Origin of the sequence: Anaplasma phagocytophilum str. Webster (assembly GCF_000964685.1) — a bacterium.
GTDB lineage: Bacteria > Pseudomonadota > Alphaproteobacteria > Rickettsiales > Anaplasmataceae > Anaplasma > Anaplasma phagocytophilum.
Genome location: NZ_LANS01000001.1, coordinates 239,200 through 265,269, shown reverse-complemented (window position 1 = coordinate 265,269; position 26,070 = coordinate 239,200). Strand labels below are relative to the sequence as shown.

23 protein-coding genes and 1 pseudogene are annotated in these 26,070 nt (G+C 42.5%); 11 read left to right on the top strand and 13 right to left on the bottom strand.

The genetic code is table 11. The features are described 5' to 3' along the window. Positions 1 to 25: 25 nt before the first annotated feature. Entirely contained in the window at positions 26 to 676 is a 651-nt protein-coding gene (locus APHWEB_RS01025; RefSeq protein WP_021799006.1) for a phosphopantothenoylcysteine decarboxylase, read from the bottom strand. Between the two features lie 145 nt (positions 677 to 821). On the opposite strand from APHWEB_RS01025, the gene fumC reads away from it, so the two are divergent. Together fumC and asp14 are read left to right on the top strand one after the other, a co-directional pair. After that, positions 822 to 2,210: a class II fumarate hydratase gene (gene fumC, locus APHWEB_RS01020; RefSeq protein ID WP_011450387.1), complete on the top strand. Its 1,389-nt coding sequence runs from the start codon at positions 822 to 824 to the stop codon at positions 2,208 to 2,210. A gap of 350 nt (positions 2,211 to 2,560) precedes the next feature. Beyond that, a complete protein-coding gene (asp14, locus tag APHWEB_RS01015; RefSeq protein WP_011450388.1) occupies positions 2,561 to 2,935 on the top strand; it encodes an invasin Asp14 in 375 nt (124 codons plus the stop codon). Between the two features lie 36 nt (positions 2,936 to 2,971). Here the strand turns inward: asp14 and carB are convergent, their stop codons facing one another. Beyond that, a complete protein-coding gene (carB, locus tag APHWEB_RS01010; RefSeq protein ID WP_011450389.1) occupies positions 2,972 to 6,232 on the bottom strand; it encodes a carbamoyl-phosphate synthase large subunit in 3,261 nt (1,086 codons plus the stop codon). A 40-nt stretch (positions 6,233 to 6,272) separates the two neighbouring features. Continuing rightward, positions 6,273 to 6,488: a carbamoyl phosphate synthase preATP-grasp domain-containing protein gene (locus APHWEB_RS07215; RefSeq protein WP_458692657.1), complete on the bottom strand. Its 216-nt coding sequence runs from the start codon at positions 6,486 to 6,488 to the stop codon at positions 6,273 to 6,275. A gap of 83 nt (positions 6,489 to 6,571) precedes the next feature. Here APHWEB_RS07215 and APHWEB_RS05910 point away from each other — a divergent pair, with 83 nt between their 5' ends. Continuing rightward, complete coding sequence (locus APHWEB_RS05910) at positions 6,572 to 6,850, top strand: class I tRNA ligase family protein (RefSeq protein WP_011450390.1); 279 nt, start codon at positions 6,572 to 6,574, stop codon at positions 6,848 to 6,850. Between the two features lie 293 nt (positions 6,851 to 7,143). Then, positions 7,144 to 7,347, top strand: a complete 204-nt coding sequence (locus APHWEB_RS06845; RefSeq protein ID WP_226988839.1) for a 3,4-dihydroxy-2-butanone-4-phosphate synthase — start codon at positions 7,144 to 7,146, stop codon at positions 7,345 to 7,347. Between the two features lie 456 nt (positions 7,348 to 7,803). Here the strand turns inward: APHWEB_RS06845 and folP are convergent, their stop codons facing one another. Both folP and APHWEB_RS06205 read right to left on the bottom strand, forming a co-directional pair. After that, positions 7,804 to 8,616 carry a dihydropteroate synthase gene (gene folP, locus APHWEB_RS01005; RefSeq protein WP_011450392.1) on the bottom strand — a complete coding sequence of 271 codons (813 nt, stop codon included), beginning with the start codon at positions 8,614 to 8,616 and terminating at the stop codon, positions 7,804 to 7,806. A gap of 4 nt (positions 8,617 to 8,620) precedes the next feature. Further along, entirely contained in the window at positions 8,621 to 8,794 is a 174-nt protein-coding gene (locus APHWEB_RS06205) for a hypothetical protein (protein WP_011450393.1), read from the bottom strand. A 180-nt stretch (positions 8,795 to 8,974) separates the two neighbouring features. Between APHWEB_RS06205 and APHWEB_RS05900 the strand changes: the two genes are divergently transcribed. Continuing rightward, the gene (locus APHWEB_RS05900) at positions 8,975 to 11,962 is read left to right on the top strand and encodes a type I secretion system permease/ATPase (RefSeq protein WP_011450394.1); all 2,988 of its coding nucleotides are present in this window, start codon (positions 8,975 to 8,977) and stop codon (positions 11,960 to 11,962) included. A 123-nt stretch (positions 11,963 to 12,085) separates the two neighbouring features. Then, a complete protein-coding gene (locus tag APHWEB_RS00995; RefSeq protein WP_044104186.1) occupies positions 12,086 to 13,066 on the top strand; it encodes a quinone oxidoreductase family protein in 981 nt (326 codons plus the stop codon). A 44-nt stretch (positions 13,067 to 13,110) separates the two neighbouring features. Here APHWEB_RS00995 and APHWEB_RS00990 read toward each other — a convergent pair whose 3' ends face one another. Beyond that, positions 13,111 to 15,705: a UvrD-helicase domain-containing protein gene (locus tag APHWEB_RS00990; RefSeq protein ID WP_020849238.1), complete on the bottom strand. Its 2,595-nt coding sequence runs from the start codon at positions 15,703 to 15,705 to the stop codon at positions 13,111 to 13,113. Between the two features lie 81 nt (positions 15,706 to 15,786). Between APHWEB_RS00990 and APHWEB_RS05760 the strand changes: the two genes are divergently transcribed. The 4 genes from APHWEB_RS05760 (at position 15,787) to zapE (ending at position 19,732) form a co-directional block, all read left to right on the top strand. Next, positions 15,787 to 16,704, top strand: a complete 918-nt coding sequence (locus tag APHWEB_RS05760; protein WP_020848813.1) for an ankyrin repeat domain-containing protein — start codon at positions 15,787 to 15,789, stop codon at positions 16,702 to 16,704. Positions 16,705 to 16,866: 162 nt separating this feature from the next. Continuing rightward, complete coding sequence (locus tag APHWEB_RS00980) at positions 16,867 to 17,661, top strand: SPFH domain-containing protein (RefSeq protein WP_101631113.1); 795 nt, start codon at positions 16,867 to 16,869, stop codon at positions 17,659 to 17,661. A gap of 419 nt (positions 17,662 to 18,080) precedes the next feature. Next, positions 18,081 to 18,413, top strand: coding sequence for a hypothetical protein (locus tag APHWEB_RS00975; protein WP_011450399.1), 333 nt, complete (start codon positions 18,081 to 18,083; stop codon positions 18,411 to 18,413). Positions 18,414 to 18,652: 239 nt separating this feature from the next. After that, positions 18,653 to 19,732 (top strand): cell division protein ZapE, encoded by a 1,080-nt coding sequence (gene zapE, locus APHWEB_RS00970; RefSeq protein WP_020848815.1) that lies wholly within the window; start codon positions 18,653 to 18,655, stop codon positions 19,730 to 19,732. 46 nt (positions 19,733 to 19,778) lie between these two features. Here the strand turns inward: zapE and hemH are convergent, their stop codons facing one another. The 5 genes and pseudogenes from hemH to APHWEB_RS00945 all read right to left on the bottom strand — a co-directional run. After that, positions 19,779 to 20,741, bottom strand: coding sequence for a ferrochelatase (gene hemH / locus APHWEB_RS00965; RefSeq protein WP_020849240.1), 963 nt, complete (start codon positions 20,739 to 20,741; stop codon positions 19,779 to 19,781). A gap of 381 nt (positions 20,742 to 21,122) precedes the next feature. Then, positions 21,123 to 22,283 carry a hypothetical protein gene (locus tag APHWEB_RS00960; protein ID WP_020849241.1) on the bottom strand — a complete coding sequence of 387 codons (1,161 nt, stop codon included), beginning with the start codon at positions 22,281 to 22,283 and terminating at the stop codon, positions 21,123 to 21,125. A 421-nt stretch (positions 22,284 to 22,704) separates the two neighbouring features. Continuing rightward, entirely contained in the window at positions 22,705 to 23,073 is a 369-nt protein-coding gene (gene zapA, locus APHWEB_RS00955) for a cell division protein ZapA (RefSeq protein ID WP_011450404.1), read from the bottom strand. Between the two features lies 1 nt (position 23,074). Further along, positions 23,075 to 23,383, bottom strand: a complete 309-nt coding sequence (locus APHWEB_RS00950; protein WP_133121387.1) for a DUF4164 family protein — start codon at positions 23,381 to 23,383, stop codon at positions 23,075 to 23,077. A gap of 139 nt (positions 23,384 to 23,522) precedes the next feature. Further along, positions 23,523 to 23,961: pseudogene (locus APHWEB_RS00945) on the bottom strand (transketolase); the annotation flags it as partial. 57 nt (positions 23,962 to 24,018) lie between these two features. Here APHWEB_RS00945 and APHWEB_RS00940 point away from each other — a divergent pair. Further along, positions 24,019 to 24,333 (top strand): hypothetical protein, encoded by a 315-nt coding sequence (locus tag APHWEB_RS00940; RefSeq protein WP_011450406.1) that lies wholly within the window; start codon positions 24,019 to 24,021, stop codon positions 24,331 to 24,333. Positions 24,334 to 24,860: 527 nt separating this feature from the next. On the opposite strand, the gene APHWEB_RS00935 is transcribed toward APHWEB_RS00940, so the two are convergent. Both APHWEB_RS00935 and sppA read right to left on the bottom strand, forming a co-directional pair. Continuing rightward, entirely contained in the window at positions 24,861 to 25,160 is a 300-nt protein-coding gene (locus APHWEB_RS00935) for an HU family DNA-binding protein (protein WP_020848818.1), read from the bottom strand. Positions 25,161 to 25,167: 7 nt separating this feature from the next. Continuing rightward, positions 25,168 to 26,064 (bottom strand): signal peptide peptidase SppA, encoded by an 897-nt coding sequence (sppA, locus tag APHWEB_RS00930; protein WP_020849244.1) that lies wholly within the window; start codon positions 26,062 to 26,064, stop codon positions 25,168 to 25,170. Positions 26,065 to 26,070 lie beyond the last annotated feature (6 nt).

Here is a 26,070-nt window from a genome sequence, read left to right as displayed (position 1 = left end):
CAATTACGCAGGATACAACACACAGTTAGGGTATATCTAACCTATTGAGATAGTCAATTATTTCTTCCGTTAATAGCTTAGCTACCTCTACTTTCGTCATCATCTGAAAGGGTCTTACGGAATCTCTGGTGACTATAGATACTTGATTATAGTTGCTATGCATTACGGGTTCGTGCTCGTTTACATAGTAGTGGTTGGCGATTATCCAGTCGCATCCCTTGTAAGCCAATTTATTTTTTGCAGATTCGATTAAGTTTTCTGATTCCAGGCAAAACCCTATAACGAGTTTCGGTCTATCTTTATTCATGCTGATACATTTTGCTATGTCTGGGCTATGTAGCATGTCTATTCGATCCACAGCGTGCTTTTTCAACTTGTGTTTGCAACGATAGGGTACCCAATCCGTAATAGCAGCGGTGAGAATGGCCACATCTACGGGTAATAGCGATAAGCAGGTATTGAGCATATCCGCTGAGGTATTTACATGGTACGTCTGATATAGGTCTTGCCTGGGTGCAAGGGCTACTGGGCAAGACACTAACTTTACATCCCAGCCCATCTTTCCCATGCATTCTGCCAGAGCATAACCTTGTTTTCCAGAAGAACCACTGCTTATATATCGAACCGGGTCGATATACTCTCTAGTAGAACCAGCTGTTATGAGTACGCTAACCACACAGATAATCTCTATTAGAAACTGCGATAAATATAGCCCCGCACATTCAGTCTTGCAAATTCTCTGCAATTTAAAAATTTCCTAATGATGGACGCGCTCTAAAAGCGGCTGTAGAATTTCTGCGCTATGTATTTTGGGTGGTGCTATGGGTGTTAGGGTAGAACATGATAGTATGGGCAGTGTTGAGGTATCAGGTGAGCATTACTGGGGTGCTCAAACTCAGCGTTCGCTTGTGAATTTTAAAATCGGTGAGGAGAAGATGCCTTTGCCATTGATTAGGGCATTGGGCATAGTTAAGCTCGCTGCAGCGCGCGTCAACATGGCTAATGGCAGCATTGATGAGTCTGTGGGGAAAGCAATATGTGCAGCGGCTCAAGAGGTTGTAGAGGGCAGATTCGACGGAGAGTTTCCTCTGGTAGTGTGGCAGACTGGCTCCGGAACGCAGACTAACATGAATGCCAATGAGGTGATTGCAAATAGGGCAATAGAAATGCTGGGTGGTGAGATAGGAAGTAAGTCGCCTGTGCATCCTAATGATCACGTAAACTGTTCGCAATCTTCAAATGATGTATTTCCCACTGCGATGCACATTGCGGTAGTTTTGGAAGTGACAAAGAACTTATTACCTAATTTATGTATATTGCAAGAAGCCCTCAAGGCAAAGGTAGAGGAATTTTCTGGCATAGTGAAAGTAGGGCGTACTCACTTACAAGATGCTACTCCGTTATTTTTAAGTCAGGAGTTCTCAGGGTATGAATACCAAGTTAAGCAGAGTATAGAACGTATTAAGTCGTCCATTAGTAGCCTTTACCAGCTTGCACAAGGGGGTACAGCTGTGGGCACCGGACTAAATGCGAAGAAGGGTTTTGCTGAGAGCTTTGCTGCAGAAGTTGCAGGTATTACTGGATGTCCGTTTGTGACAGCAGAGAACAAGTTTGAGGCTTTGGCTACGCATGATGCCTTAGTCGAGTTTAGTGGTACTTTGAATACTTTAGCAGTCAGCTGCATGAAAATAGCGAATGATATAAGGATGCTGGCTTCAGGGCCTAGATGCGGTATAGGTGAGATTATTCTCCCAGCTAATGAGCCTGGATCTTCTATTATGCCTGGTAAAGTTAATCCTACACAGTGTGAAGCGATGACTATGGTCTGTGCGCAGGTTATGGGTAACCATGTTGCAGTTTCTGTCGGTGGATCGAATGGTCATTTTGAACTCAATGTATTCAAACCTGTAATAGCATACAATGTGTTGCAGTCTGTTCGGCTTTTATCTGACGCATCACTGAGTTTCGCACAAAAATGTGTAGTTGGGATAAAGCCAGATGTAGAACGTATAGAAACTTTGCTAGGTGCATCGCTGATGTTGGTGACTGCGCTGAATCGTCATATCGGTTATGATAATGCAGCAAAAGTAGCTAAATTTGCATTTGAAAATCGTGTGACCTTAAAAGAAGCTGCAGTTACCCTGAAGCTTGTCGATGCTGAAGAGTTCGACAGAATTGTGGATCCTGTCAAAATGGTCACACCAAACTAATGATTTAGACTTTAGTTTATGTACCAATTTCAAAGTTGTACTTTCCTGCTTGCGGGTGTTTATAGATGACATGTCTATAGGCACCCTGTTTTTTTAAATGCTGGTTAGAAATTTGGACTTCTCCAAAAATAATTGTTTTTATATAGGGATATAACGGCAATCTTGTATTTAAGAGAGGGATAATTCATGAATAATGGTGCATGAAAAATATATACTTTTATTTCTTTGCGAGGACGAGGAAAACAAGCGGTGATCCCTCTGATTAAGTATGATAATTAAGGTTTTAAGACACTCTATTGTGTGCTTGCTACCGTGCAAAGGCGAGTTTGTATTGACACAGATATTGCTACATGATACCATTAGCTCCTTGGAAGAGCATTTCGGTGGTGTATATGTCAGGAAGTGACGAATACAAGGAGATTATTAAGCAGTGTATAGGAAGTGTCAAGGAAGTCTTCGGAGAAGGTAGATTTGACGATGTTGTTGCTTCCATAATGAAGATGCAGGAAAAGGTTCTTGCGTCTAGTATGCAGCAAGACGATACTGGAACTGTCGGGCAGATAGAGTCCGGCGAGGGTAGTGGGGCAAGGTTGTCTGACGAGCAAGTTCAGCAGTTGATGAATAGCATTCGGGAAGAGTTCAAAGATGATCTTAGGGCTATTAAAAGAAGGATTCTCAAGCTTGAAAGGGCTGTTTACGGTGCCAATACTCCTAAAGAAAGCTAATTTGTTTGTGTAAGGCGTATGGCGAGTCTTGTGTCACTACTCTGCCTTGCGCCTATGCCTATTCTTCTCGTGGTATTCTCGAACCGGTATCACTTTTGGAGTTCTGCCAGCCGCTAACTCTTCTAGAGATATCACCGTGGCTTTTGCTGCAGCTAGCGTCGTGCTGTGAGGTATTTTTTTCATCATAGCAGTTCTTCTTATGTCCGCGCTGTCGGATATTGTTTTTATGCCCTCAGATGTGTTGATTACAAGTGATATCTCGTTGTTATTTAGCATATCTACTATGTGTGTGCTGCCCTCGCGTACCTTATTTACGTGTGTTGAGGGTATATTGAGTTCATTAAAATAATTGTTGGTGCCCTTAGTAGATAGAACTTCGAAGCCCAGTGCTATAAGCTTTTTCGCCAGTACTGCAGCTGCCGGTTTATCGCTGTTCTTTACTGATATGAAGACTTTGCCTGAGGTTGGTAGTTCATAACCAGCGGCAGCCTGGGATTTCAAAAATGCCATGCCAAAGGTTTCATCGATGCCCATGACTTCACCGGTTGACTTCATTTCAGGGCCTAGCAGCGGGTCTGCGCTTGCGAATCTAGAGAAGGAGAAAACAGCCTCCTTAACTGCTGTGTAAGGCATTTCGTTTATTTCTTGATCTATGGACAGCTTATTTCCCAGCATAACCGAAGTCGCAATTTTTGCTACAGGAACACCTGAAGCTTTGGCAATGAACGGAACGGTTCTACTAGCCCTGGGGTTGACTTCAAGTACATAGAGTTCCTTGTCTTTTATTGCGTACTGTATGTTTAAAAGACCTCTGACGTTGAGGGCAGAAGCAACTTTTTTAGTGCACTCTGCTATCAAGTCTACTATTTCCTTGCCCAGAGTGTAGTAAGGTAAGGAGCATGCAGAATCTCCAGAATGGATACCAGCTTCTTCAACATGTTCCATAATGCCAGCTATATATACATTGTCACCATCGCATATGGCATCTACATCCACTTCCACCGCATCATTCAGGAACTCATCAATCAATAAACAGCCGGTATCGAACACATTTTTGTTAATGTGCAGATAAGACGACAGTGCGCTGCGATCGCGCACAACGGACATAAATTGCCCTCCGATCACATAAGAAGGTCGAAGCAATACCGGATATCCCACCTCTTCAACTTTGCGCAGTACCTCTTCTGCCGTAACGCAGGTGATGCTTCTGGGTTGTTTTAGTCCCAAAGACTGTAACAACCCCTTAAATTTCATTCTATCTTCTGCAAGATCTATAGATTCAAAATCTGTCCCGATTACATGTACTGCTTTTTCTTTAAGTATCTTTGCCAACTTCAAAGGAGTCTGTCCCCCGAGCTGTACTATCACCTTAACCGAAGCAGCGCCTTGAGATTCATTACGAATTATGTCCAATACGCATTCCCTAGATACAGGCGAGAAGTATAGCCGATCTGATATGTCATAGTCGGTAGACACAGTTTCTGGGTTGCAATTTATCATTATTGCTTCCAAGCCCAGCTGCTTGACTGTAAACGCGGCGTGCACACACGTGTAATCGAACTCTATACCCTGGCCTACGCGGTTAGGGCCACTGCCAAGTATTATCACTTTCTCCTTGGCAGTAACATGTGATTCGCACTCAGGGGTGTTTATGGAATCTCCCTCATAGCATCCATACATATATGCAGTGTTTGTACGAAACTCACCAGCACATGTATCAATACGCTTATATACAGGGTTTACCGATAGTTTTTGTCTTAGATCCTCCACATAATCTACGCTGACATTACCAAGCTCAGCCAGCCTTGCATCAGAAAAGCCCATTTTCTTGAGATATAGTAAGTCTTCTTTGGTAGTGGGTAAGCCATTTTGCTTTATGTCGCTTTCGCAAGCTATGATGCGTGATATTTGTTGTATAAACCAAGGATCATAGCACGTAATCTCATTAATTTTCTGGCTACTTACTCCCATACGGATTGCATCTGCAATCATCAAAATTCTGCCAGGAGAAGGATTGGCAAGCTCCTTATATACGTGTTCTATACATGTATTTTCGTCAAATACCTCATTTAGCCCCGTATATCCAACTTCTAAGGAACATAGTGCCTTTTGTAGTGCTTCAGGTAATGATCTTCCGATGGCCATAACTTCACCTACGGATTTCATAGATGTCGATAGTGCTTGATCAGGAACTCTGAACTTCGCAAAGTCAAATCTCGGAATCTTTACCACTACATAGTCCATTACTGGCTCAAATGACGCCGGGATTGAGATCGCGCAATCATTTACAATTTCATCTAGTGTGTATCCCACAGCTAATTTTGCGGCTATTTTAGCGATAGGAAAACCGGTGGCTTTTGAAGCAAGGGCAGAGGATCTGGACACTCTGGGATTCATTTCTATAACAACAATCTCGCCGTCGCGTTGTGGATTCACAGCGAATTGTACATTTGATCCTCCAGTTTCTACTCCTATTTCTCTCAGAATATCAAAGGAGATATTTCGCATTTTTTGATATTCTTCATCACGCAATGTTAGAGCAGGTGCTACGGTAATACTATCCCCGGTATGTACACCCATAGGGTCTATGTTTTCTATGGAGCACACCACAATGCAGTTATCCCTGCAGTCCCGCATGACTTCCATCTCAAACTCTTTCCAACCTATGATTGACTCATCGACTTGTACCTCAGAAGTTGGAGACATCACAAAACCGCGCTCCACTGCTGCATAGAATTCTGCTTCTGTAGTAGCTATGCCGCCTCCTATGCCCCCTAAGGTAAAAGAGGGCCTTATGATAGCGGGAAGCCCTATATATTCCAGAGCTGGTGCTATAGGATCACCTTGCCGAATTATGACACTTTTAGGGCACTTAGCGCCTACTTTGTGCACGGCTTCCCTGAACAAGCCTCGATCTTCTGCTTTTCTTATGGCGGTATGGTTTGTTCCGATCATCTCTACGTTGTGCTCAGACAATACGCCCTTATCGAAGAGTTCCAATGCGACATTTAATACAGTTTGCCCCCCTACTGTTGCCAATAGCGCGTCGGGTTTTTCTTTAATTATAATCTGTTCTATGAAGTTTGCGGTTATGGGCTCGATATATGTAGAATCAGCCAAATCTGGGTCAGTCATAATAGTAGCAGGGTTAGAATTGACCAGAATGGTACGATAGCCCTCTTCTCGGAGTACCTTACATGCTTGGGTTCCTGAGTAGTCAAACTCGCATGCCTGTCCTATAACGATGGGTCCTGCTCCTATAATGAGGATACTTTCAATACCTGTGCGCTTTGGCATCTATGTTCTATATTTTTAATAAATTCCGAGCATGTTACTACTAATGTGAGCAAAAAGCAAAAGTGTCGTATGGTTTAATTCTAAAATGTAACGGCTGTCTAAACTTACGATAAAGGACTTGTGGGCAACCATGCAAGTTTGAGGCAGTCATAATAGTGGCAGAGTTGGAATTGACCAGAATGGTACGATGACTCTCTTTCTGGAGTACTTTGCATGCTTGGGTTCTGGAGTAATAAAGCTGGTATTCCTGTCCTATAACTAACTATCGCGCCATGAGGATACCCTACAATGTTTACGCGCTTCTAAGCCTATCCTATAAAGGGCTTGTTGGTAGAATAATTGTATCGAAACCACAAGTCGTCTCTAAGTAGTCTGCAAATCGTACTACAAACTGCCATAGCACTCTTCTCACCCATCATACCGCACGTAACTCATTATATAAGTAGTAATAGTGAAACAGAAAGTCCAAAGTGGCCATTATACGAAGAAATACCACGTTATGAAGCCATAGAACAAATGTGCGAGGAAGCAATGAGAATAGTTCACGAGATTAGACGTTATAAGTCAGAAAATTGTATCGCCATGAACCATCCCCTTAATATACTTTACTATATCTAGCAAAACGATAAAACAGGCCATATCCCCTTTAATCTTGGCACGAGGAGTTAAAGTAGCGACAGAATCCACAACAAAACGTTTAACCAAAGTTCACAAGATGCGAAAGGCTGAGACACTATCAAATCTCCCCACGGATATCCCCAGCTTTTTCGCGTATAACGTATCTAAAGCGTGTTGGCATCAATCCTTTACTCCGTCTATTAATGCTAGGTATGGGATAACTACGGGTATACATACGAGCGATAGGGCTGCTACCATATTGAGCTGTATCTGATGGCGGTAATGCTGATGATATAGTAACGCCTGGGCATGTCTTTCCTATAGTTGCGAATCTTGGTGATGTTTTGAAGAGAGGTGGTCACACTGAAGCTGGTGTAGACATTGTCGAATTGGCAGGTGTGGCTCATGCCGCGGTTATCTGTGAGCTTATGAATCTGGATGGTACCATTGTGAGATTGTCTGAAATCATGGAGTGTGCAAGTGTAAAAGGGAATTAAGGTGACTACAAAAATGCACAAGCCTCACCGGTTTTTTGAGCCTCAGTAATGACATGAATAGCTAAAGTAGTCTTAGGAGTTCAGGGCCACAATCTCAATGATTCTTCCCTTGGGAAGCCCCTTCCAACGCTAAGTGCTGCTCCTAGCGCAGCACGCAAGGGAACGATCTTACCTATAATTCTATGGCCGTGTGACAGGGCAGGTCTGAATTTTGTTGTTGTAAATATCCGTGACAGTTCAAAGAAACGCTGCAAAGGTGCAATATTAAGCATAGGAAAGCACTGCCATAGATAGAAATTACATAAGCAAGTTCGCGATTTTGATAGATATTTCAGTTGATTCCACGTAGCGGCCACGCATGGAGTCTACCTGTTGTTCTGCAAGAAGCATAGATAGCAACGCTTATGGAACGACAACTCAACAGGTATTAATGAAGAGAACTGCCGTAGGTAGAAATTACACAAGCAAGTTTGCTATTTTGATAGATATTCCAGTTAATTTCACGTCATGGACACGCAGGAAGTCTACCTGTTGTTGTGCAAGAAACGTGGACAGCATGGCCGTTGGAACATCTCTTTCTGATAGTTCAACGGGTATCAAAGAAAACATAGATTTGCGTGAATGCCCCACGCAGACTGGAAAGCCAAGTTTTTTTAGTTTCCCTATGTTTTTAGCAATGTACCACGAGTATTCAGGCAACTTACCAAAGCCGAGACCCGGATCTAAAATTATGCGTTCACGAACTACACCCTGCGCAATGAGAGTATCAACTCTCGAGCACAGCCATTCTATTATTTCATTTAGTAACTGTTCAGGTTGCCCAACATAGCTTCTGTCTTGGGATACGGGCAGCCCAAAGTGGTGCATAATAATGATTTTGGCAGAACTTGCTGCCGCGATTGCCGGCATATCAGGATCCAGAAGACCTCCCTGATCATTTATGTAATCTACACCCAGTTTCAGAGCTAGCTCAGCGGTCTTAGCATTTCTTGTATCTATGCTGACTTCTACATGTGCATTATGAGCAATGCGTATGATTTCAGGTAAAACCTCCTTCAGCCTGCTCCATTCTTCTTCCTGTGTTATGGGAGATACGCCAGGTGCTGTGGACTCCGCACCTACATCAATCACATCTGCACCATGCTCTATTAGATCTGTAGCGTGTCTAATTGCAGCATTAGCTTCCAAAAACTTACCCCCGTCGGAGAACGAATTTGGGGTTACATTCAATATACCAACAATTTTTGTGGTGACAGCAGAGTGTTGCAAAACATTACCTAATCAAAAAAACAGCTGAAACTACCGTAATGGCGTGTAACACAACCCTTATCAGCATGAGCTTGTTTTTGTATTTTTCATAGAAACTGCTACCTGTAGAAGCCAGTACTACACCCGCCACTAATGAAATAACGGTAAGAAGCGACAATATTATTACTATAGACAACATAAGAGCGCCGCATTTTGAATCATTCTACTCCATGTCTACCCAATGTACAACACCGATTTACCTTATGCTAAGTGAATTTTTATAGTAATATCCACCTTTAATGGCTGGCTCGCTCTGGAGCGTAGTGCCGTAGTATTTTTAGGGGTATATGTGGAAGATGTGAAATTCGGCTTTGCCGCGATGAAGGAGCTTAAAAAAAGTGTACTTTATCAAACATTGGAGAAATGTAAGAGTGTATTTTGGTTCGTCTTTTGGTTTAGCTCTGCGATCAATATTCTCGCACTATTCCTTCCATTATATACATCCCAAGTTTTGGATCGGGTGCTTTCTAGTGGAAGTGCATCAACACTTGCAATGCTTAGTATTGTTACTATTTCTGCGCTTGCATGCTCAGCATTATTAGATGTTTGTCGCTCTCTCACTATGGCAAAGGTTGCGGATTGGATAGATAGGGAGACCACTCCTGATCTTATAGTGCGTGCCATTAGTTTGACGTCAATGAAGGGGTCCTCTACCAGCGGTGATGTTATTAGAGATCTAGGTACGGTCAAGGGTTTTATCACGGGAGTTGGTATATTCTCGCTCTTTGATATGCCATGGGCTTTTGTATATCTAGTCGCAATATTCATGATACACCCTGTTACCGGGTGTATAGCAGTGGTAGGGATAGTTTTGCTGGTTCTGATGGCGGTTTGGAATGAGATGGCAACAAAAAGGGTGATGCAAGAATCCACTGAGGAAAATGTTCGTAACATAGGTTACATTGATGTAGCAAGTCGCAACGCAGAAGTTGTGGAAGCTATGGGCATGATTAAGCATATAGTGACTGAGTGGTCTAAGAGGAATGATCAAAACAGATCATTGCAGGTTAAGGCTCAGGGGCGGTCAAACGCTATTCTGGGGGTGACACGGTTTACTCGTTCTGTATTGCAGATAGCGGTTATTGGTGTAGGTGCGTGGTTAGCCATACACGGACACAAGACGGCAGGGGGTATTATTGCTTCATCTATTCTTATGGGAAGGGCGCTTGCTCCTTTTGAAGCATCAATTAACACATGGAAGATGCTGCAATCTGCAAGAATATCGTATCGTAGACTACAAACTTTGTTATTAGCTGCCCCGCAAAGGGATCAGGCTATGTCTCTTCCAGCACCAAGAGGTGCCATATCTTTAGAGAGGGTATTTTTTACTCCTTACGGAGGCATGAAGCCCACCATTAAGGGTGTTTCTTTTGTAGTAGAGCCTGGAAGCAGTGTCGGAATAATAGGCGTGAGTGCTTCGGGTAAGTCTACACTGGTGAAGTTACTTGTAGGGGTATGGAAGCCAATATCCGGTGTTGTGAGGTTGGATGGAGCAGACGTATACACCTGGAACAGGGAAGACTTTGGACGTCATGTTGGTTATCTTCCCCAGGATGTGGAGCTCTTTAACGCATCCATAAAGACTAACATTGCTAGGATGATGCCTGATGCAGATCCGGAGAAAGTCATAAAAGCAGCTATGATTGCTGGTATACATGAGATGATTCTGCAATTGCCAAATGGTTACGATACCATCATAGGCAGTGGGGGAGTGGTATTGTCTGGTGGGCAAAAACAAATGCTAGGTCTGGCGCGGGCGTTTTATGGAGACGTGAAACTTTTGGTATTAGATGAACCGAATGCAAACCTAGATGGGAAGGCTGAAGCTAATTTGATGCAAGCACTACGCTATGCAAAGCAGCGAGGAATTACCACCTTTGTGGTGACGCACAAGGTACAGTTATTAAATGCTGTTGACCAGGTAGTTGTGATGGACGATGGTATGTTGAGTGCCATGGGAAGCAAAGACGAGATTCTAAGTAAGTTTTCTGCTAGACCTCCTACTGCACCGAGTAATCAGGTAACTAAGCCCCCATTACCGCCAGCAGCACCTAAGCAGGAATCTGGTCCGGCAATTGTTAAAAGTGATGCTAATCCAGCGGCGACAGTTTCCAAGCAGGAACCAGTGAATAGGGTGGCTGTTACGGAAGGTAAGAATACCGCAGCAGCGACAGTTTCTGTGCAGAGTAATCAGGGCGTAGGAGCGGCGTCTAGTGCTGTGCCTAGGCAAGTGCCTACAGGCAGTAGTGTGGCAACTTCTCAGCAGTCTACTGCACCGAATAATCAGGTTACTAAGTCCCCGTTGCCGACATCATCACCTAAGCAGGAATCTGGTACGGCAGTTGTTAAAAGTGATGGCACTACAGCAGCTGGTGTTCCCAAGCAGGAACCAGTGAATAGGGTGGCTGTTGCGGAAGGTAAGAATACCGCAGCAGCAGTTTCTGTGCAGAGTAATCAGGGCGTAGGAGCGGCGTCTAGCGCTGTGCCTAGGCAAGTGCCTGTAGTTAGTAGTGCGGCAATTTCACAGCAGTCTACTGCACCGAATAATCAGGTTACTAAGCCACCATTACCGCCAGCGGCACCTAAACAGGAATCTGGTCCAGCAGTTGTTAAAAGTGATGCCAATCCAGCGGCGACAGTCTCCAAGCAGGAACCAGTTAATAGGGTGGCTGTTACGGAAGGTCAGAATACCGAGGCGGCGACAGTTTCTGCGCAGAGTAGTCAGAGCGTAGGAACGGCGTCTAGCGCTGTGCCTAGGCAAGTGCCTACAGGCAGCAGTGCGGCAACTTCTCAGCAGTCTACTGCACCGAATAATCAGGTAACTAAGCCACCATTGCCGGCAGCGGCACCTAAGCAGGAATCTGGTACGGCAGTTGTTAAAAGTGATGCTAATTCAGCGGCGACAGTTTCCAAGCATGAACCAGTTAATAGGGTGGCTGTTACGGAAAGTGATAGTGCCGTTACAAATACGCATGCGGAGCAGGAAGGTACTGTAGAGAAGGAAAAAGTAACAGATAGTAGAGTAGTTGGTGCTGCAAAAATCAGGGTACGGCGATATGGTGCAAGTAATGCGTCTAACCCGCTGAGAGAAAGGAGGCGACGTACATATGGGAAGCAGGCAACGCCTGATCAAGTATCAGATTCTTCACGCGTTGTAATATCAGATCATAACGCTGACGGTAAGAGTGCTGGTGTAGCAAAGAAACGGCGCTATGGGAATAGTAAATCTCGTAAAATAGCGGGCACTCAGGAGACCAACAGAGGCAAGAAGGCTACTAGTACTGATGATGTACCTATTGGAGATTAGCAGCGCCAAGAGGGTTCTGATTACTTAGTAAACCTGTGGACTTGGTGTATTTGTGATGCTGGGGGTTTTGCTTTTTGTTAACAGTTGTGTGTAACATGGTGCTCAGTGAATGAGGTAGAGCTTATGACAAGAACTGTGGTTATTGAAAAAACAGGTGGCCCTGAAGTGATGCAGTTTGTTGATGTAGAGATAGGTGAGCCAGGTAGAGGAGAGGTTCTTGTTGAGCATACCGCCATAGGTCTTAGTAGGTTTGATGTAGAATGTAGAGCGGGAATAAGGAAAGTTAAATCTCTACCATATACTCCAGGTGTGCAAGCTGTAGGAGTAGTCAAGAAGGTTGGGCCGGATGTTGAGGCTTTGAATATTGGTGATAGAGTCGGATACTGCACCGCTAGTGGAGGTTCATATTCAGAAGAAAGAATTATAGACCAAAAATATTTGTTCAAAATATCAGACGTAGTTAATGACGAAGTAGCAGCCGCATGTATCTTCAAAGCTATGACCGCGCACTATTTGACGCATAGAGTATATGATGTGCGGCCTGGAACATTCGCTCTAGTTTATGGGGTTTCAGGTGGTGTAGGCAATATTATATGCCAATGGGCTAGACATAAAGGATGTGAGGTCATAGGTGTTGTGGGCTCTGATGGGTACGGTGTGAATATTGCCAGAGATGCAGGCTGTTCATATGTAGTTAACCGCAGTGATCCTGGTGTAGCGAAAGAGATTCTATCTATAACGAAAGGAAAGGGTGTGAATGTGGTATATGATCCCATAGGAAGGGAAGTATGTCACTTATCTTTTAGCGTTCTAGGGTTTTTTGGTTTATACATATCGTATGGGCAGATTTCCGGTCCTATAAGGAACATAAACATGTCCACGTTGGGGACTAGATCGTGGTTTGTTGCAGCGCCACAGCTTCAGCATTATAAGCGTTCTAGACTTGAATTAGCTCTTACTGCTATGGAAGTTTTTGAAGTGGTAAGAAGAGGGCATATAAAAGTTGATGTTGGAAGGGTATACTCGTTTCAAGATATAGAAAAGGCCCACAGCGATTTAGAGAATAGAAAGCTGTCCGGTCACTGCATCATCCGCATGAAATAGTGAGTTTTAAGTAGAGAGCTAAGCCATAGCACACTGTCTGTAGATTAGTGCTCTAGGTATAAAACGTCTATTGGCTCAGGAAACATGGGGGATAGACAAGTATTCTTCTTGTGGAGTATTTCTACGCTGGAGTTCGTGATAATATCGTACCAGGATCTACTATTTGCTGTGCCTATGCCTGCTATGTAAAGTTCGTCTTCTGCACGAGTCATAGCCACGTATAAAAGCCTTAGGTATTCGTTATATTCCTCCTGGCTTTTGCGGAGCTTCAGGTTTTTACAATAAGAATTTGTATCGCTAGCGCACCATAATGGCGTGTTTTTATCATCAAATACAACCTGTAGATCACACTTAGGCACTGAAGTTGTATCTGGTAAAAACACTATAGGAGCTTGCATACCCTTCGCGCTATGTACTGTCATTATTCGTACTAAATTTTTTGCGATACTCATGTCGCTTTTAGTTACGGGGTTAGTGCTTTTTATCCATTGGATAAAGTACTCGAGCAGATTTAGGTTATTTGACTGAAATGCTATAAGAAGGTTTATAAATTCTTCAATGATCTCAACAGATGTTTGTCCAAGACATTTGATAAATTGCTCTTTGTGTTGTGAGAGTATGAAAAAATACAAATCTAATGGGCTGCGGTTCTGGGATATTGATATAAGCAGTTTCAGATATTTTACCGTCTCTTGCATTGTTGTAAACTTCTGTAGTTTGTTCCAAAGAGAACATTTCTCAGAGCTGCTGCTTACTATTTCAAACAACATGGAGTCTGTATACCGAAATATTGGGGATTTCAGCAACGTTGCGAGAGATATATCATTTTCTGGAAGTAGTAAGAATTCACCTAAATTTACCAGGTCTTGGATGACAACGTAATCCATTATGTTGCAGCGGTCTCTACCTGTAACAGGGATATTTTCCTGTTTTAGGCTTGCAATCATTTGATCGACGAATACGCTTCTGTGGCGTACAAGTATTAGTATGTCACTTGCTTCTACGGGGCGATTTTTTGCTTGTAATTTTCTTTCTTCTTTGATCCAAGAAGATATAGTTTGTGATATGGTTTGTGCAAGTAACAAGGAATGATCGGCATTTTCACCACATTCTTTTATGCTTTCTAAATCCCAGGCATAAGGTTTTTTACGACGAGTGGAGCGCAATAGTGGCCATATTTCAACGTATCCGTATTCATTAGCGCGATATGTATTGTGTACGATTTCCTGAGATTGAAATGACACCTGTTCACGGAGTGTATTGAATACTTTATCTACCAGGGCGAGGATTGGTGGGGTAGATCGGAATGAATCGCTCAATTGTATAGTTACAGGGTTTGTGCTCTTTTGAGCGAAGTACTTGTGCATGAAGTGGAAATAGTCTGGTCGAGCATTCTGAAACCCATATATAGACTGTTTTACGTCGCCCACTACAAAAAGGGTGCGTTGGTTCGTATTGCTGCTTAACCCAGTAAAGAACTCATTGCAGAGTTCTGCGACTATATGCCATTGTTCTAGGCTATTGTCTTGTGATTCATCAACTAGTATGTGATTAATTTGGCTATCGAGAGAAAACAGGACAAAATCTTTGTGAGTAGGGTCAGAAATAAGCTTTAGGGATAGATTTATTATGTCATCATAGTTGAGGTATTTTGCATTTTTTTTATCGTATTCGTATATACGAATGCCATGGCGCACTAGTTGCATTATATGAAACGTGCGTTTCGATATTCTTGCGCTGTAGTATTGTTCTGCGAATTCTAAAAGCTTTTCCTGTTCGTTGACGATTGCTCCACCAACCGTTGGGCACTGTTGCAGGACTTGTTTGCTTGCAATGCTAGATATGTCTTTTTTTTCTAGAGATGCAATACAGATGAAAGTTTTTAGGTATTCTTCGATTTTTTTATGTGTTTTGTGGACTAAGTTGTTCCATGAACGCAGCTTAGTAGAGATTTTTTTATCTCTGAGTCCTCCACAGTTTAGGGCATCGATTATTTCTTCTGGGCATAATAAATGATCTGGTTTTACGTGTAGATCTGTAGGTTGTGGTACTTCTAGATCTATATGAGGTTTTTTCATGATTTTATACAGAAGATCAAATAGTGTACTTTCCTTGAGCTCACATGCTACTTCTTTTAAGTGCTCTGCTATGTAGTCACTTTCATGAAGCAGCTTGTAGAAAATCTTTGGGTACGATTCTGATAGCTCCCTGACCTCAAAATTAGCTGATATGCCTGCTTCTGAAGGAAAAGAAGATATAAGAGACTTGCAAAATCCGTGTACAGTTTGCACTTTAAGTATATTTGGTATGCGAAAGAATAGGTTACGTGCTCTATTTATGAGTATATCGTCGGCATTTTGGTAACAAGTTTCTCTCAATACGTCTATTAGTTCATTTTCCGGGAGAAGCATCCAACCTTCTGTCATCGCGAAGATTCTCTCCTTAATTTCATATGCAGCAGCATTAGTAAACGTTAGGCATAATATGTTTTCATGTCCTGCCATAAGTAATCTTATTACTCTATGCACTAGCATTCGTGTTTTTCCTGTACCTGCCGATGCACTAATCCACACGAATTCTTGCGTTGGATCAGTTGCGAGTTTATGCTGAGCACTTGGGGATAGGTTTCCGGTATGCATTGCTTTTGTTTCTTAGTTAATTAATAAATTACATTTTGTGCGTAGAACAGTAGGATTCGTCTAAATTGAGAGTAGCGTAATATGTTATCTGTGAGGAGTGTTTTTTTTACATTTATAATGAGTGCTGTGCTACACGGTCAGAGTAGTGTTGCAGCGCACCATAATGCCGATTATCTCATGCATAAAGAAGATGGAGTACGTGTTGTCTCTGCAGGTATTGCACGTACAGGTGGTACGCTATTTTATGATATAGCAGGAGAATATGGATACAGTGTAAGTATGATTCCTGTAAATTTGTCGAAATATGTCAATTTCGCTAGTACTGTTTCCTCTAAGTCGCACATAGAGAATGAAGATGATCAAGAAAGCTCTGATAAGGGGGAAGAAGACGGTGTTGATAGTGGTGCAGAAGAAGATGCAGCTAAAGTAAGCACGGATCCTGGAGATGGATCGTTAAGCGGTGCAACCGATGCAGAACCAGAGAAAAAAGTAGTTTTGGAAGAGCAGAGGGAGGACACTCAAAACTATAAGAGATGGAAGATTAGACGTCCGGCGAATCCCTTAACTGAGTCTACAGGCCAAGATCTGGAGAACTCTCATATGCCTAGTTACCAGAGCGTGATGGATCTATACCAAAATGCTTTTAGTTGTGCAGGTGCTAATGATGTTACAGGGTTACGTGCGATTCTGCATGAGATTACGTCCTATGGCAAAAGTAAGGCATTCTTGCTGGAAGAACTACGCACAATTGAAAAGGATAATCTGCTGCTTTATGCAGTGAAGCATGATGCTGTAGATGCAGTGAGATATCTCTTATGGGAGGGTTCGGATTACAATGTCACGGACAAGAATGGGGAGACCCCATTACATATTGCAGTTTCGAGTGGAAATATGGAAATGATAAACCTAATTTCTGAAATGCAGCGTGGGATTAACTTAGAAGCAGAAAAGGGTGAAACAACAGACGATGTGGAGCTGTACACATCTTCTAATAAGTAATTTTTGTTTTGGTAGGGAATTAGTCAACATAGTATACGTTTTCGATAAGCTATTCAATAACCAGGTATGTACCCAATGGACGCTGAACGTGGAACTGGATCTGTGCGCAATATAGTTAGCAAGAAATTGTTTTGTTTGTGCGGTTACAAAGCTACAGTGCTTATGGTGTTGTTGACCGTTGTATTGGGTATATACTGCTGGAATAGTGACTTTTCCTACCTCGCAATACTACTCTCTGGTTTATGGGTTCTATTACTAGTGACGGTAATGCCGAGTTGCTTTTTTACCAATGGTCCCAATGATGCTAAGGTTGTAGAGTTTTTCGGGGAGTATATAGGGACTACGTCGAAGACAGGGTTGCTGTTTTCCATTCCATATGCTTCAAGAAGGAATATTTCCCTCAAGGTAGAAAGCACGAATACTTCGGTGATGAAAGTTAACGATGCAGAGGGCAATCCTATCGAGATCGCAGCAGCAGTTGTTTGGAGAGTAATATCGCCTGAGAAGGTGTGCTTCAATATAGAAAATTATCAAGGTTTTATATCTATTCAAGGGGAGACGGCTCTCAGAGAACTGGCAGGTAGCTATCCGTACGATTCAAGTAGCGGGATATCGCTCCGACAAAATTTTCCTGAGATTTCTCGAGAACTCAAGGTGATGCTGCAGAATAGAATGGGTATAGTGGGCATAGCCATAGAGGATGCTCGTATATCACATTTGGCTTACGCTTCGGAAATTGCACAGGTTATGTTGCGTAGACAACAAGCCCGTGCCATCTCAGAGGCTAGAGGACACATAGTAAAGAATGCAGTGGGAATGGTGGATTCTGTATTGCTCCATCTGGAACAGAAGCACCAAATAAGTTTATCAGATGAGCAGAAGATCAAGTTTGTTAGTAACTTACTTGTCGCGTTAGTGTCGGATAGTGATACGCAACCTGTAATAAATGTAGAATGAATATCCAAGTAGTGTGAATGATACGTCGGGTATCATGTTCAAAAAAGAGCAATTATAGTTGCGTTTTATGTGCCCCTATCTACAGGTAACACTGTGCAGCCGTCGGTGTGCCAATTGCTGCCAGCAATATTGGGCAAGTGTTGGTGTGTGACGTCATGGAACCGATGTGTTTTTAGACAACCTTATTGCTTAAATGAGTTGTTATACACAACGTGCAGTTTCAAATACAATTTTTGATCAGCTTTATAGGAAATATCCAATATAATCAAAATTATACTATAGATATGTGTAAAAAGGGCAACCATAGGGGGAATGCCTACATTATTCATGTAAAAACAACAGCATATCTGATACGTTACTTGCGTTTTTACATACCTAAGTTTTGAATCGGTCGGTTTTTCATCGGGAAAGGTATCATAATGAATTATGATTTATTAGGCTTATACCACTATAGCGGTAAATATGACGGATTTTCCACTGACCGTTCTTCTAATGCTGAGTGTGGTGAGACTCATAGCGAGCAGACGCGGTATAGCTCGTTATGGGGGGCGGTTATCCTACAAGCTATGATAGATATTACTTCCAACTATAAAAGAACGGAAAATAATATAGAAAAGTCAAAAGCTTATAATTGGGTAAGTGATATGCACAATGATTTCACAACAGTATGCCATCTTGCTGGTTATCATCCTATGTATGTAAAGCGTAAGATGCATATGCTACTATCAAGCTCTATGCAAAAACGTGCATAGTTCATGCAGTATTTATATCCATGAGGTAGGTGATGTTGATGGGGTGCATGTTTTCTATCGGCAGATCTCATTACTAACAACATGTTTGACGTGCCCATAGCTGGCATTTCTACTTTAAGGGTTCTGTTCGGTACTATTATCAATGGCATAATTATTGGGTGATCTTTTTTCATTTCTAGTCACAGATATATCTTTGTTATATTTGTATATGTCTTTTTCCATGAAGTTAGCTCGTCTAGATGAACGGTTCTAAATCAAATGACATATACGCAATATACGAGGATATGGTTGCTAGGAAGGAGATAGTATTTGATAGTTGCCAAATGGCTCTTCTAAGAGAGTTAGTGAAGTATACAAATGGCTCGCATAAATGGTGGAAATTTTGGCAAAAGCGTGCTGCACTCCCTAAAAAAAAGGGAGTGTACCTGTACGGTGATGTAGGAAGAGGCAAATCGCTGTTGGCAAGCGTGTTTTATGATCACTGTGGTATAGAACGGAAAAAAAAGCTACATTTCAACACGCTGATGAAGCAGTTGCACGACCTGCTACATAAGGCAAGACTAGATAGTTTGCAAAACACGGATCATCTCGTCTCTTCCATGGATGAGTTGATAGGCGATGTATCGCTACTATATCTGGACGAAATGCAAGTGCGAGATATATGCGAAGCAGTGATGCTTCATCGAGTTTTCAAAGTTTTATTTTCTCGCAAGTTGATTATACTGATGACCTCCAATTATCATCCACGAAAGTTATATGAAGACGGAGTGCAAAAAGAGCTTTTTATCCCTGCTATAGACCTAATAGAAGAGAATATGGAGGTTATTGTATTATCAGGGGAAAAAGACTATCGCGTTGAGAAGTGTTCAGCGAGTCGATGTAAGTTTTATGTTGGCGCTGGAGCGGACCAGCAATTGCGAGATCATTTTCTCAATTTTATTAACTGCCAAAAAACTGAAAAAGCGGTTTTTGTTTTGGGGAACAACAGAAGTATATACCTTGGAGAAGCTAGTAAAGACGTGATATGGTTCAGTTTTGACGAGCTGTGTGGAAGCAAAAATCCTTTGTGGGCTTCTGATTATAAGAAAATAGCGCAGAGCTATTCTTACATTTTTATAGAAGGCATTCCTGTATTTGATTACTATTCGCAAAATGAAATGCACAGATTTATTGTGCTAGTAGATGAGCTGTATGAGCATAAAAGTCGCTTATTTTGTGCTTTAGCATGTCAGGTCAGTGAGCTATATGCTGGTGTGCCAGCTGTCGATATAAAACGCGCGATGTCAAGATTATCAGAAATGGGGTCTGCAGCATGGTAACTCATAAATCCAGTTAAAAGACATAAGCCCCATCAAAAATAGAGCCTTACTGTTTAGCTAATACGAGATTGCACAAACACTCTATAAATTTTGGATCTGTTCCCAGAGTAGGGACTCTAATGAACTTCTTTTCTCCCACCAAGGCTTTGTATTCTATATCAAGTTCAACAAGCGTTTCAGAGTTTTCAGAAACGAATGCTATAGGGACAAGAACTACAGATACATTATCATTGCAGGCTCTGAGAAGTTCAGACTTTGTGCTGGGCTCTAACCAGCGCACTGGTCCAAGTTTACTCTGATAACAAAGAGTGTTATCTATAGACTGTAAACCCATGTTTTGCAATATAGACAGCACGGTTTGCCGCAGTTGCTGTTGGTAAGGATCACCCTTTTCAATAAATGATACTGGTAAACTGTGTGCTGAGAAAAGAATCCTTGCTCGTGCATTCAAAGCTAGTGCCTTTTCATAGGCCTCTGATATTAGTTTACAATGTGCCGCAATGAAATGCTCATCACTATGATAATCCCAAATAATATCAGTCCAAAAACTGTATCCCGCTTTGTGAGATGTACTAAACCAATCTTCTATGGACGATTGTGTGGTAGCTGATGAATATTGCGGATACATAGGTAATAGAACTACTTTGCATGGTTTATATTCATCAATGTCACCTAACACCGTAAGTGCGTTTGGTGCGGAGTAGCGCATGCAGGTAAACACTTTATATGAGCATCCAGTCTCAGCATTTTTATTCAATAGTTCTTCTAACGCGATAGCTTGTTTTGCAGTTTCCTGCTCTACAATAGACTTGCCACCCATTAGCGTGTAAATCTCGCGAGAAGATCGCGCTCTTAGCTTGGAAATTGCCTTTGCTAAAAAGTACCTGAAAGGCCTTGGCGCGCTAACAATATGACTATCATTGAACATGTTAAATAGAAAAGATTCTACCTCTCGCAAGGAAGCAGGACCACCAAGATTAAACAAAACAACAGCAATTTTTCTAGACATCAGGTGACACCTTACACATGAGCATAATTATTGTATGCTACAGCGCTCGCTTAATGCCAGCAATATCACCTTTTAAAAAGAAGCAGTGCGCCTGAAAACACAATTACATTTGTCCATTTTTATTTCAATGGCCTCAGTATATGTGTTGCAGACATTTAGAATAAAAGCATAAAACTACAACTATAAACTACGCTAGAACTCAGGTAGACCCAATACTATATTTGCCTGTGTTGTGAGGAAAAACCCGTAGATGCTGTGCGCATCATCTATCCACAGCGCCAGCTCGGGAAAAAGAGCCCAGTACACAGCTCCCTTTCTCTACCATGCTCGTACAAAATAACGGGGGAGAACTATATATCTCCCCTTCTTTCATATCTAACGTCAGTAGGCACCGGAGCTATGGCACCGTGGACCCATGCTCTGGGACACAACTACATCTTCCCATACACTCGGCGACGCATCATCAGGATCAAACCATCTAGCACCCAGGCTATGAGACAGCCCAAGTTTAGACATCTTCTGCAAATTCCCTTCTTCTCCAGTATGCTGTGACGGGGATACACCAGTAGCTTCAGACGCAGCCCCTTCTTTCTTTGCCCTCTTGTGACAACAGCTACCACCCCCACGTCCATCTTTGCCATCCTTGTGCTCACTCATTTCACGGTAATGCTGTACCTCTGGTTCCAAATCCTCCCAGCCGGAATCCCAGAAAAGTGTTGCATCTTTTAGGCGAGTCGCTCCCGAGATGCCAAAAGTCAGAACCCAGAGCAAATCATGCCCAGCTGCTCTGATTAGAACGCTAGCACGCTCTAGCCGCTCGCTTAAACCGATAAGCCCCGCATCATAACTTTCTCTAATATACCCTGCAGAAACGCTACCACCTTTCACTAGGCTGCTTAACTTTTTAAAAAACTCTACAGTGAAAGTAAAAGGTATACAGATAAGCTCCAAGCAGCAGAGTAGAACATAAGCAATAGCGCTTAAGAGCCGAAATCCTAAAAACGCGAACCCCAGTAGATATGCAGTAAGCTTTGGTATATGCATAGCTGGTTCAGTTGAGCGCTCAAAATCATTATCCCCATCATGCAAGTTGCCAGATTCATCCTTCATCATCGCGAAAGGATAGCCTCGAGAATAAATTGGCTTTCGAAAATCTGGACAGTTCTTAACGATACCAGCTAACCTCACAGCCATACAAATCGCGAACATAGTGACCCAGCATGCTATAAGGCAATAAATCCAAGGCACGTTAAGTACACAGTGCAATGCATAGAACATTGCTGGCATTATAATAAACATTTCAATTGCTGGAATTATTCCTAGCATCATATTTCGCTTAGCTGCAGCGCGATCTCTCATATGCAAATCATACGCACGCTTTGGTAAGTAGTATTTACCGCAAGCATTCATGAAAATGGACGCCTGCACATACGACATGGCAGACACTGAGAAAATAAGCGATCCATACACGCCGCACAGCATAGACTGCCTCACACGCGATAGGACACTAGGTTTCTCGTTATCACAACAACCCTGAGACACTTCCTTCCTCCTTACCAAACAACACACACACTAAAAAATCTGAACTTGTGTAGAACTGAACACTAAACATCCAGTAAAGCTAGAGAGAGCAGACTACACGAATGAATAAACCCTGCCACGACTAAAAACACGCAAATGCAGCAGTAAACTTCCCTTAAGAATACCAAAAAATTCACACCCACCACCAAGGCATGTTGACACAAATGAAGCGTATGCGCAAAATTTTTCTTTAAAAAACCCTTAAGATATACCGTGAAATCGGCGTGTAAAGCTTCTTTCCCACTTGCGAAACTCATTAAGTTTTTTGGGACATAATTTTGAAGTGGCATTTGAAACGTGTGGCTGCAGTAAGCGATATAAGAAAGCACTTTCCATAACTTTCATGTTAGAGAAACACTACGCCAAGCCATTGTAGCAGTTTCTACTCCTTATTATTTAAGATGCTTACACTATCTGCAAGTTCATTAGTTTTGGTAATACTATAACGCAGAAGTTCCTTCAGCGAGTTTCTAACCTCCGATTCATGTTCACAGCGAGCTTTGTATACAGAAAGCTCCTCGGACATAGAAAGCACCTGAGACTCAAGATCTTCTATCTTATCCTCTAACTGCAGCCCCACCAATAAGAGTAGTAGAGTGTCAGATGCCTTACTCTTCTCTGAACCAGGTACAGCAGCATTTATTCTCCGGCTTAGACGCCCAGCGAGCTCCAGCAATCTAGCACTTTCACCCTCCCGGCAGGCAATCTTGTAAGTACTTCCACGAAGCACAACATCAACAACTTGTTGCATTCTAATTTTTCTCTAGTTCTAAGATAGGCCTAATTACCTCTATAGAAGCATCAAGCTTTGCTATCAACTCACTACAAGTAACTTTCCATTCGTCGCACGTTGCTTTCAGGTTTAGCAACTCTTGTTCAAGCTCGGCATTACGCGCAGACAATTCGTCAACCTTACTCAAAAGCTCAGACAGCTGTGAGTTAGTAGAATTCTGGCTACTAATCTCAAATCTAGCAGCAAGAGCCCCGCTAAGTTTATCAAACGAACGTCGCAGGCTTTCAGAGTACTCCTCTATCTCTCCCATTTCCAAAGAAATGCCCAACAAGAACCCGTCACAGAGGTTATTATAGATCACCGTAACATGCAAACTATTTTAAAAAACACCTGTTTTTTCAACCAACACGCGTCTCTAACACAAGTCCAGTGAACCTATCCCTAGATAATCAAAAAGAAGCATCCCACCCATCCCCGGCCATGACGTAAGTGTAATGATCAATTAGATCACCGCCAAATCTCTGCGCAAGCATCCGTTCAGCAATAGCCATTCCAACAGCACAACCCAATCCCTGACCCAAAGGACCAGTAGTAGCTTCTATACCAGGTGTACACTCATATTCGGGATGACCAGGAGTTATGGAATGCAACTGCCTGAATTTCTTTATATCATCTATGCTGATGTACCCTAATAAATGGAGTATGGAGTAAATAAGCATGGAACCATGTCCATTGGACATAACCAGCCTATCTCTATTAATCCAGTTTGGGTTTTGTACACTGAATCTCAAAAATTTAGAAAACAATACAGCAGCTACATCAGCCATACCTAAGGGCATACCAGGATGACCTGAAGCAGCATTCTGAATTGCATTCAATAGATAATAGCCTAGTGGCACTTGCCATCTCAGTTAGCTGAGTAGAATACTGCACAGCAGCGCTGGATTAGAAGCATCGCCCCGGTTGTGTGAGCTAGAGAAAAAGTATGCAGATTCTGCAGGAGGTGAAGGTGTTCTAAGAGAGCAGATTACAGAAGGGCAATATGCTCAGGGCACTACGAATCTTGCTGTAAGCTCTAGGAAAGTAGAGCTTACAGCTATAAAATATTCTCAAAAGGAGCGCCTTCAAGAAGCGGTAAATTCTACAGATGTGGCTGTAAAACCTGTGCTAATCAGAAAGACCACTACTAGTAAAGCTGTAACTAGAGAAACTGCTAGAGCATCGACTTCTAAAGATTTAGACGCGAGATCTGCACAAGTGTATGAGCTAAGTGCTTGATATTCAGATGCTATAACGAGGAAGAATGCTGAAAAAAGGGAACGGGGACTTAACCACGCAGTTAACCCTGAAAAATCACCACTTTCGATATTCTCCAAAACAGCCACTCACCCAGTAATCGTCTTGCTCTTTGTTTTAGGGTCCTGGCAGAAGAAAAAATGAGGCTTTGTTTCCAATATCATATTCGTAGGGGTTGATGTGTTGCAGCATGTGATACCTGTAACAGTGGAAAGTTACTGTTCCTGAAAATATGGGGTAACACACTTGAACGTAAAGTACCAAGGTAAAGTCTCTTGAGCGTGCGCTGGTACATAGAGTATAATTTTTCTCATGCGCATGGGGCGTTTTTCAACGTATCTGCAATGAACCAAACCCGGTAATAAATGCTTACAGCGCGCGAAAGCAGATACTCCCGCCTGACTTCAGAAAGATACCTATGTATATTACCTAAATCAGCCACCTTTCCGAGCCTTACATAAGCTAGGAGATAACATAGCGGAGTAAAACACCCGCCATTAACTCAAATACTAACTATGGGAACCACTCTTAGGATGTGCAGGCTGATTTACAGCCTTGATTAACTTCTCACTTGGGCGAAAGTACATTCTCTTATACTGCACCTTACCCAAAGCAACATTTGCGCTTTTTAGTACATAACTTCGCGATGCAAAGGAACCAAACCCCCGCAACTCAACCCTAGAATCATCATGCATGTGCTGCAAAATAGACTGAAAAAACACATTCAATATCTGTGATACCACACTCTCTCCAAGAGTGGGATTCTTTCTTGCAATGCGCCTGATTAAATCAGATCTCAACAAAGTCATACAGCTCTCATTCAAAAAGCAATGCGTATAACGGCTGCTTGAATGACTCAAGCAACATACGCAAACCACCCATCAAACTTAACCGACTCTGATACTCCAAGTCGCGTACTACCACCTTCTCCGTGTCAATATTATGATGAGACTTCAACCACTCGAGTGCTTCGCGCTCACCACCTAACTCATCTACCAATTTCACCTGTAGCGCTTGAGCACCAGTATAAACCCTACCATCTGCAACCTTATAAGCCTCTTCTTCAGATAACCCTCTTCTCTCCGCTACCATGCTAACAAAAAAGCGATGAAAATCCTTTATAAGTTCGTGCATCACATCCTCAGAATTCTTACTCATCTCCTCCAGAGGTGACATAGACGCTTTCAGTTCTGAAGTCTTTATCGTCTTCAAAGTGATTCCTAGCCTCTCAGCAATTCGTGCAACACCTACATATTGTGTTAGCACCCCTATAGAACCCGTAATAGTGCCATTATTGGCTATAACATGATCTGCAGCTAGGGCTGTCATGTACCCACCTGATGCTGCAACATTTCCCATAACCGCCACTACAGGCTTCTTTTCAGCTATAGCTCGGATCTGCCTATACAGTTCCTCACTATCTCCCACAGTACCCCCAGGACTATCTATCCTCAGTACTACGGCCTTTATCGAGCTGTCATCCTCAACCCTACTTAGTAGGGCAGTGCGATCCTTATTCCGACCTATCGTACCCTCTATCCCTATCCGCGCTACGTAACCGCCAGCACCTCCAGCAATATCAGCAAAAGAGAATCTTGAATAATCCACTTGTGAGGCAAAAACTACCAATAAACCAAGGACCACAAAAAAAAGCGCACGCCACATTGACACCCTGGAAGCTAAAGCCTCAATCTTCAATAAGTGATCGAACACACGAAA

What these genes read in the sequence shown, in the direction of transcription:
- APHWEB_RS06205 (WP_011450393.1), bottom strand. Translation starts at nt 8,794, where the DNA reads ATGTTGTCTATAGTAATAATATTGTCGCTTCTTACCGTTATTTCATTA.
- APHWEB_RS00990 (WP_020849238.1), bottom strand. Translation starts at nt 15,705, where the DNA reads ATGCATACCGGAAACCTATCCCCAAGTGCTCAGCATAAACTCGCAACT.
- hemH (WP_020849240.1), bottom strand. Translation starts at nt 20,741, where the DNA reads ATGTCTAGAAAAATTGCTGTTGTTTTGTTTAATCTTGGTGGTCCTGCT.
- APHWEB_RS00980 (WP_101631113.1), top strand. Translation starts at nt 16,867, where the DNA reads ATGGTGTTGTTGACCGTTGTATTGGGTATATACTGCTGGAATAGTGAC.
- APHWEB_RS00935 (WP_020848818.1), bottom strand. Translation starts at nt 25,160, where the DNA reads ATGACTTTGTTGAGATCTGATTTAATCAGGCGCATTGCAAGAAAGAAT.
- zapE (WP_020848815.1), top strand. Translation starts at nt 18,653, where the DNA reads ATGAACGGTTCTAAATCAAATGACATATACGCAATATACGAGGATATG.
- APHWEB_RS05900 (WP_011450394.1), top strand. Translation starts at nt 8,975, where the DNA reads ATGAAGGAGCTTAAAAAAAGTGTACTTTATCAAACATTGGAGAAATGT.
- APHWEB_RS00975 (WP_011450399.1), top strand. Translation starts at nt 18,081, where the DNA reads ATGAATTATGATTTATTAGGCTTATACCACTATAGCGGTAAATATGAC.
- carB (WP_011450389.1), bottom strand. Translation starts at nt 6,232, where the DNA reads ATGCCAAAGCGCACAGGTATTGAAAGTATCCTCATTATAGGAGCAGGA.
- APHWEB_RS00995 (WP_044104186.1), top strand. Translation starts at nt 12,086, where the DNA reads ATGACAAGAACTGTGGTTATTGAAAAAACAGGTGGCCCTGAAGTGATG.
- asp14 (WP_011450388.1), top strand. Translation starts at nt 2,561, where the DNA reads ATGATACCATTAGCTCCTTGGAAGAGCATTTCGGTGGTGTATATGTCA.
- fumC (WP_011450387.1), top strand. Translation starts at nt 822, where the DNA reads ATGGGTGTTAGGGTAGAACATGATAGTATGGGCAGTGTTGAGGTATCA.
- zapA (WP_011450404.1), bottom strand. Translation starts at nt 23,073, where the DNA reads ATGCAACAAGTTGTTGATGTTGTGCTTCGTGGAAGTACTTACAAGATT.
- APHWEB_RS05760 (WP_020848813.1), top strand. Translation starts at nt 15,787, where the DNA reads ATGTTATCTGTGAGGAGTGTTTTTTTTACATTTATAATGAGTGCTGTG.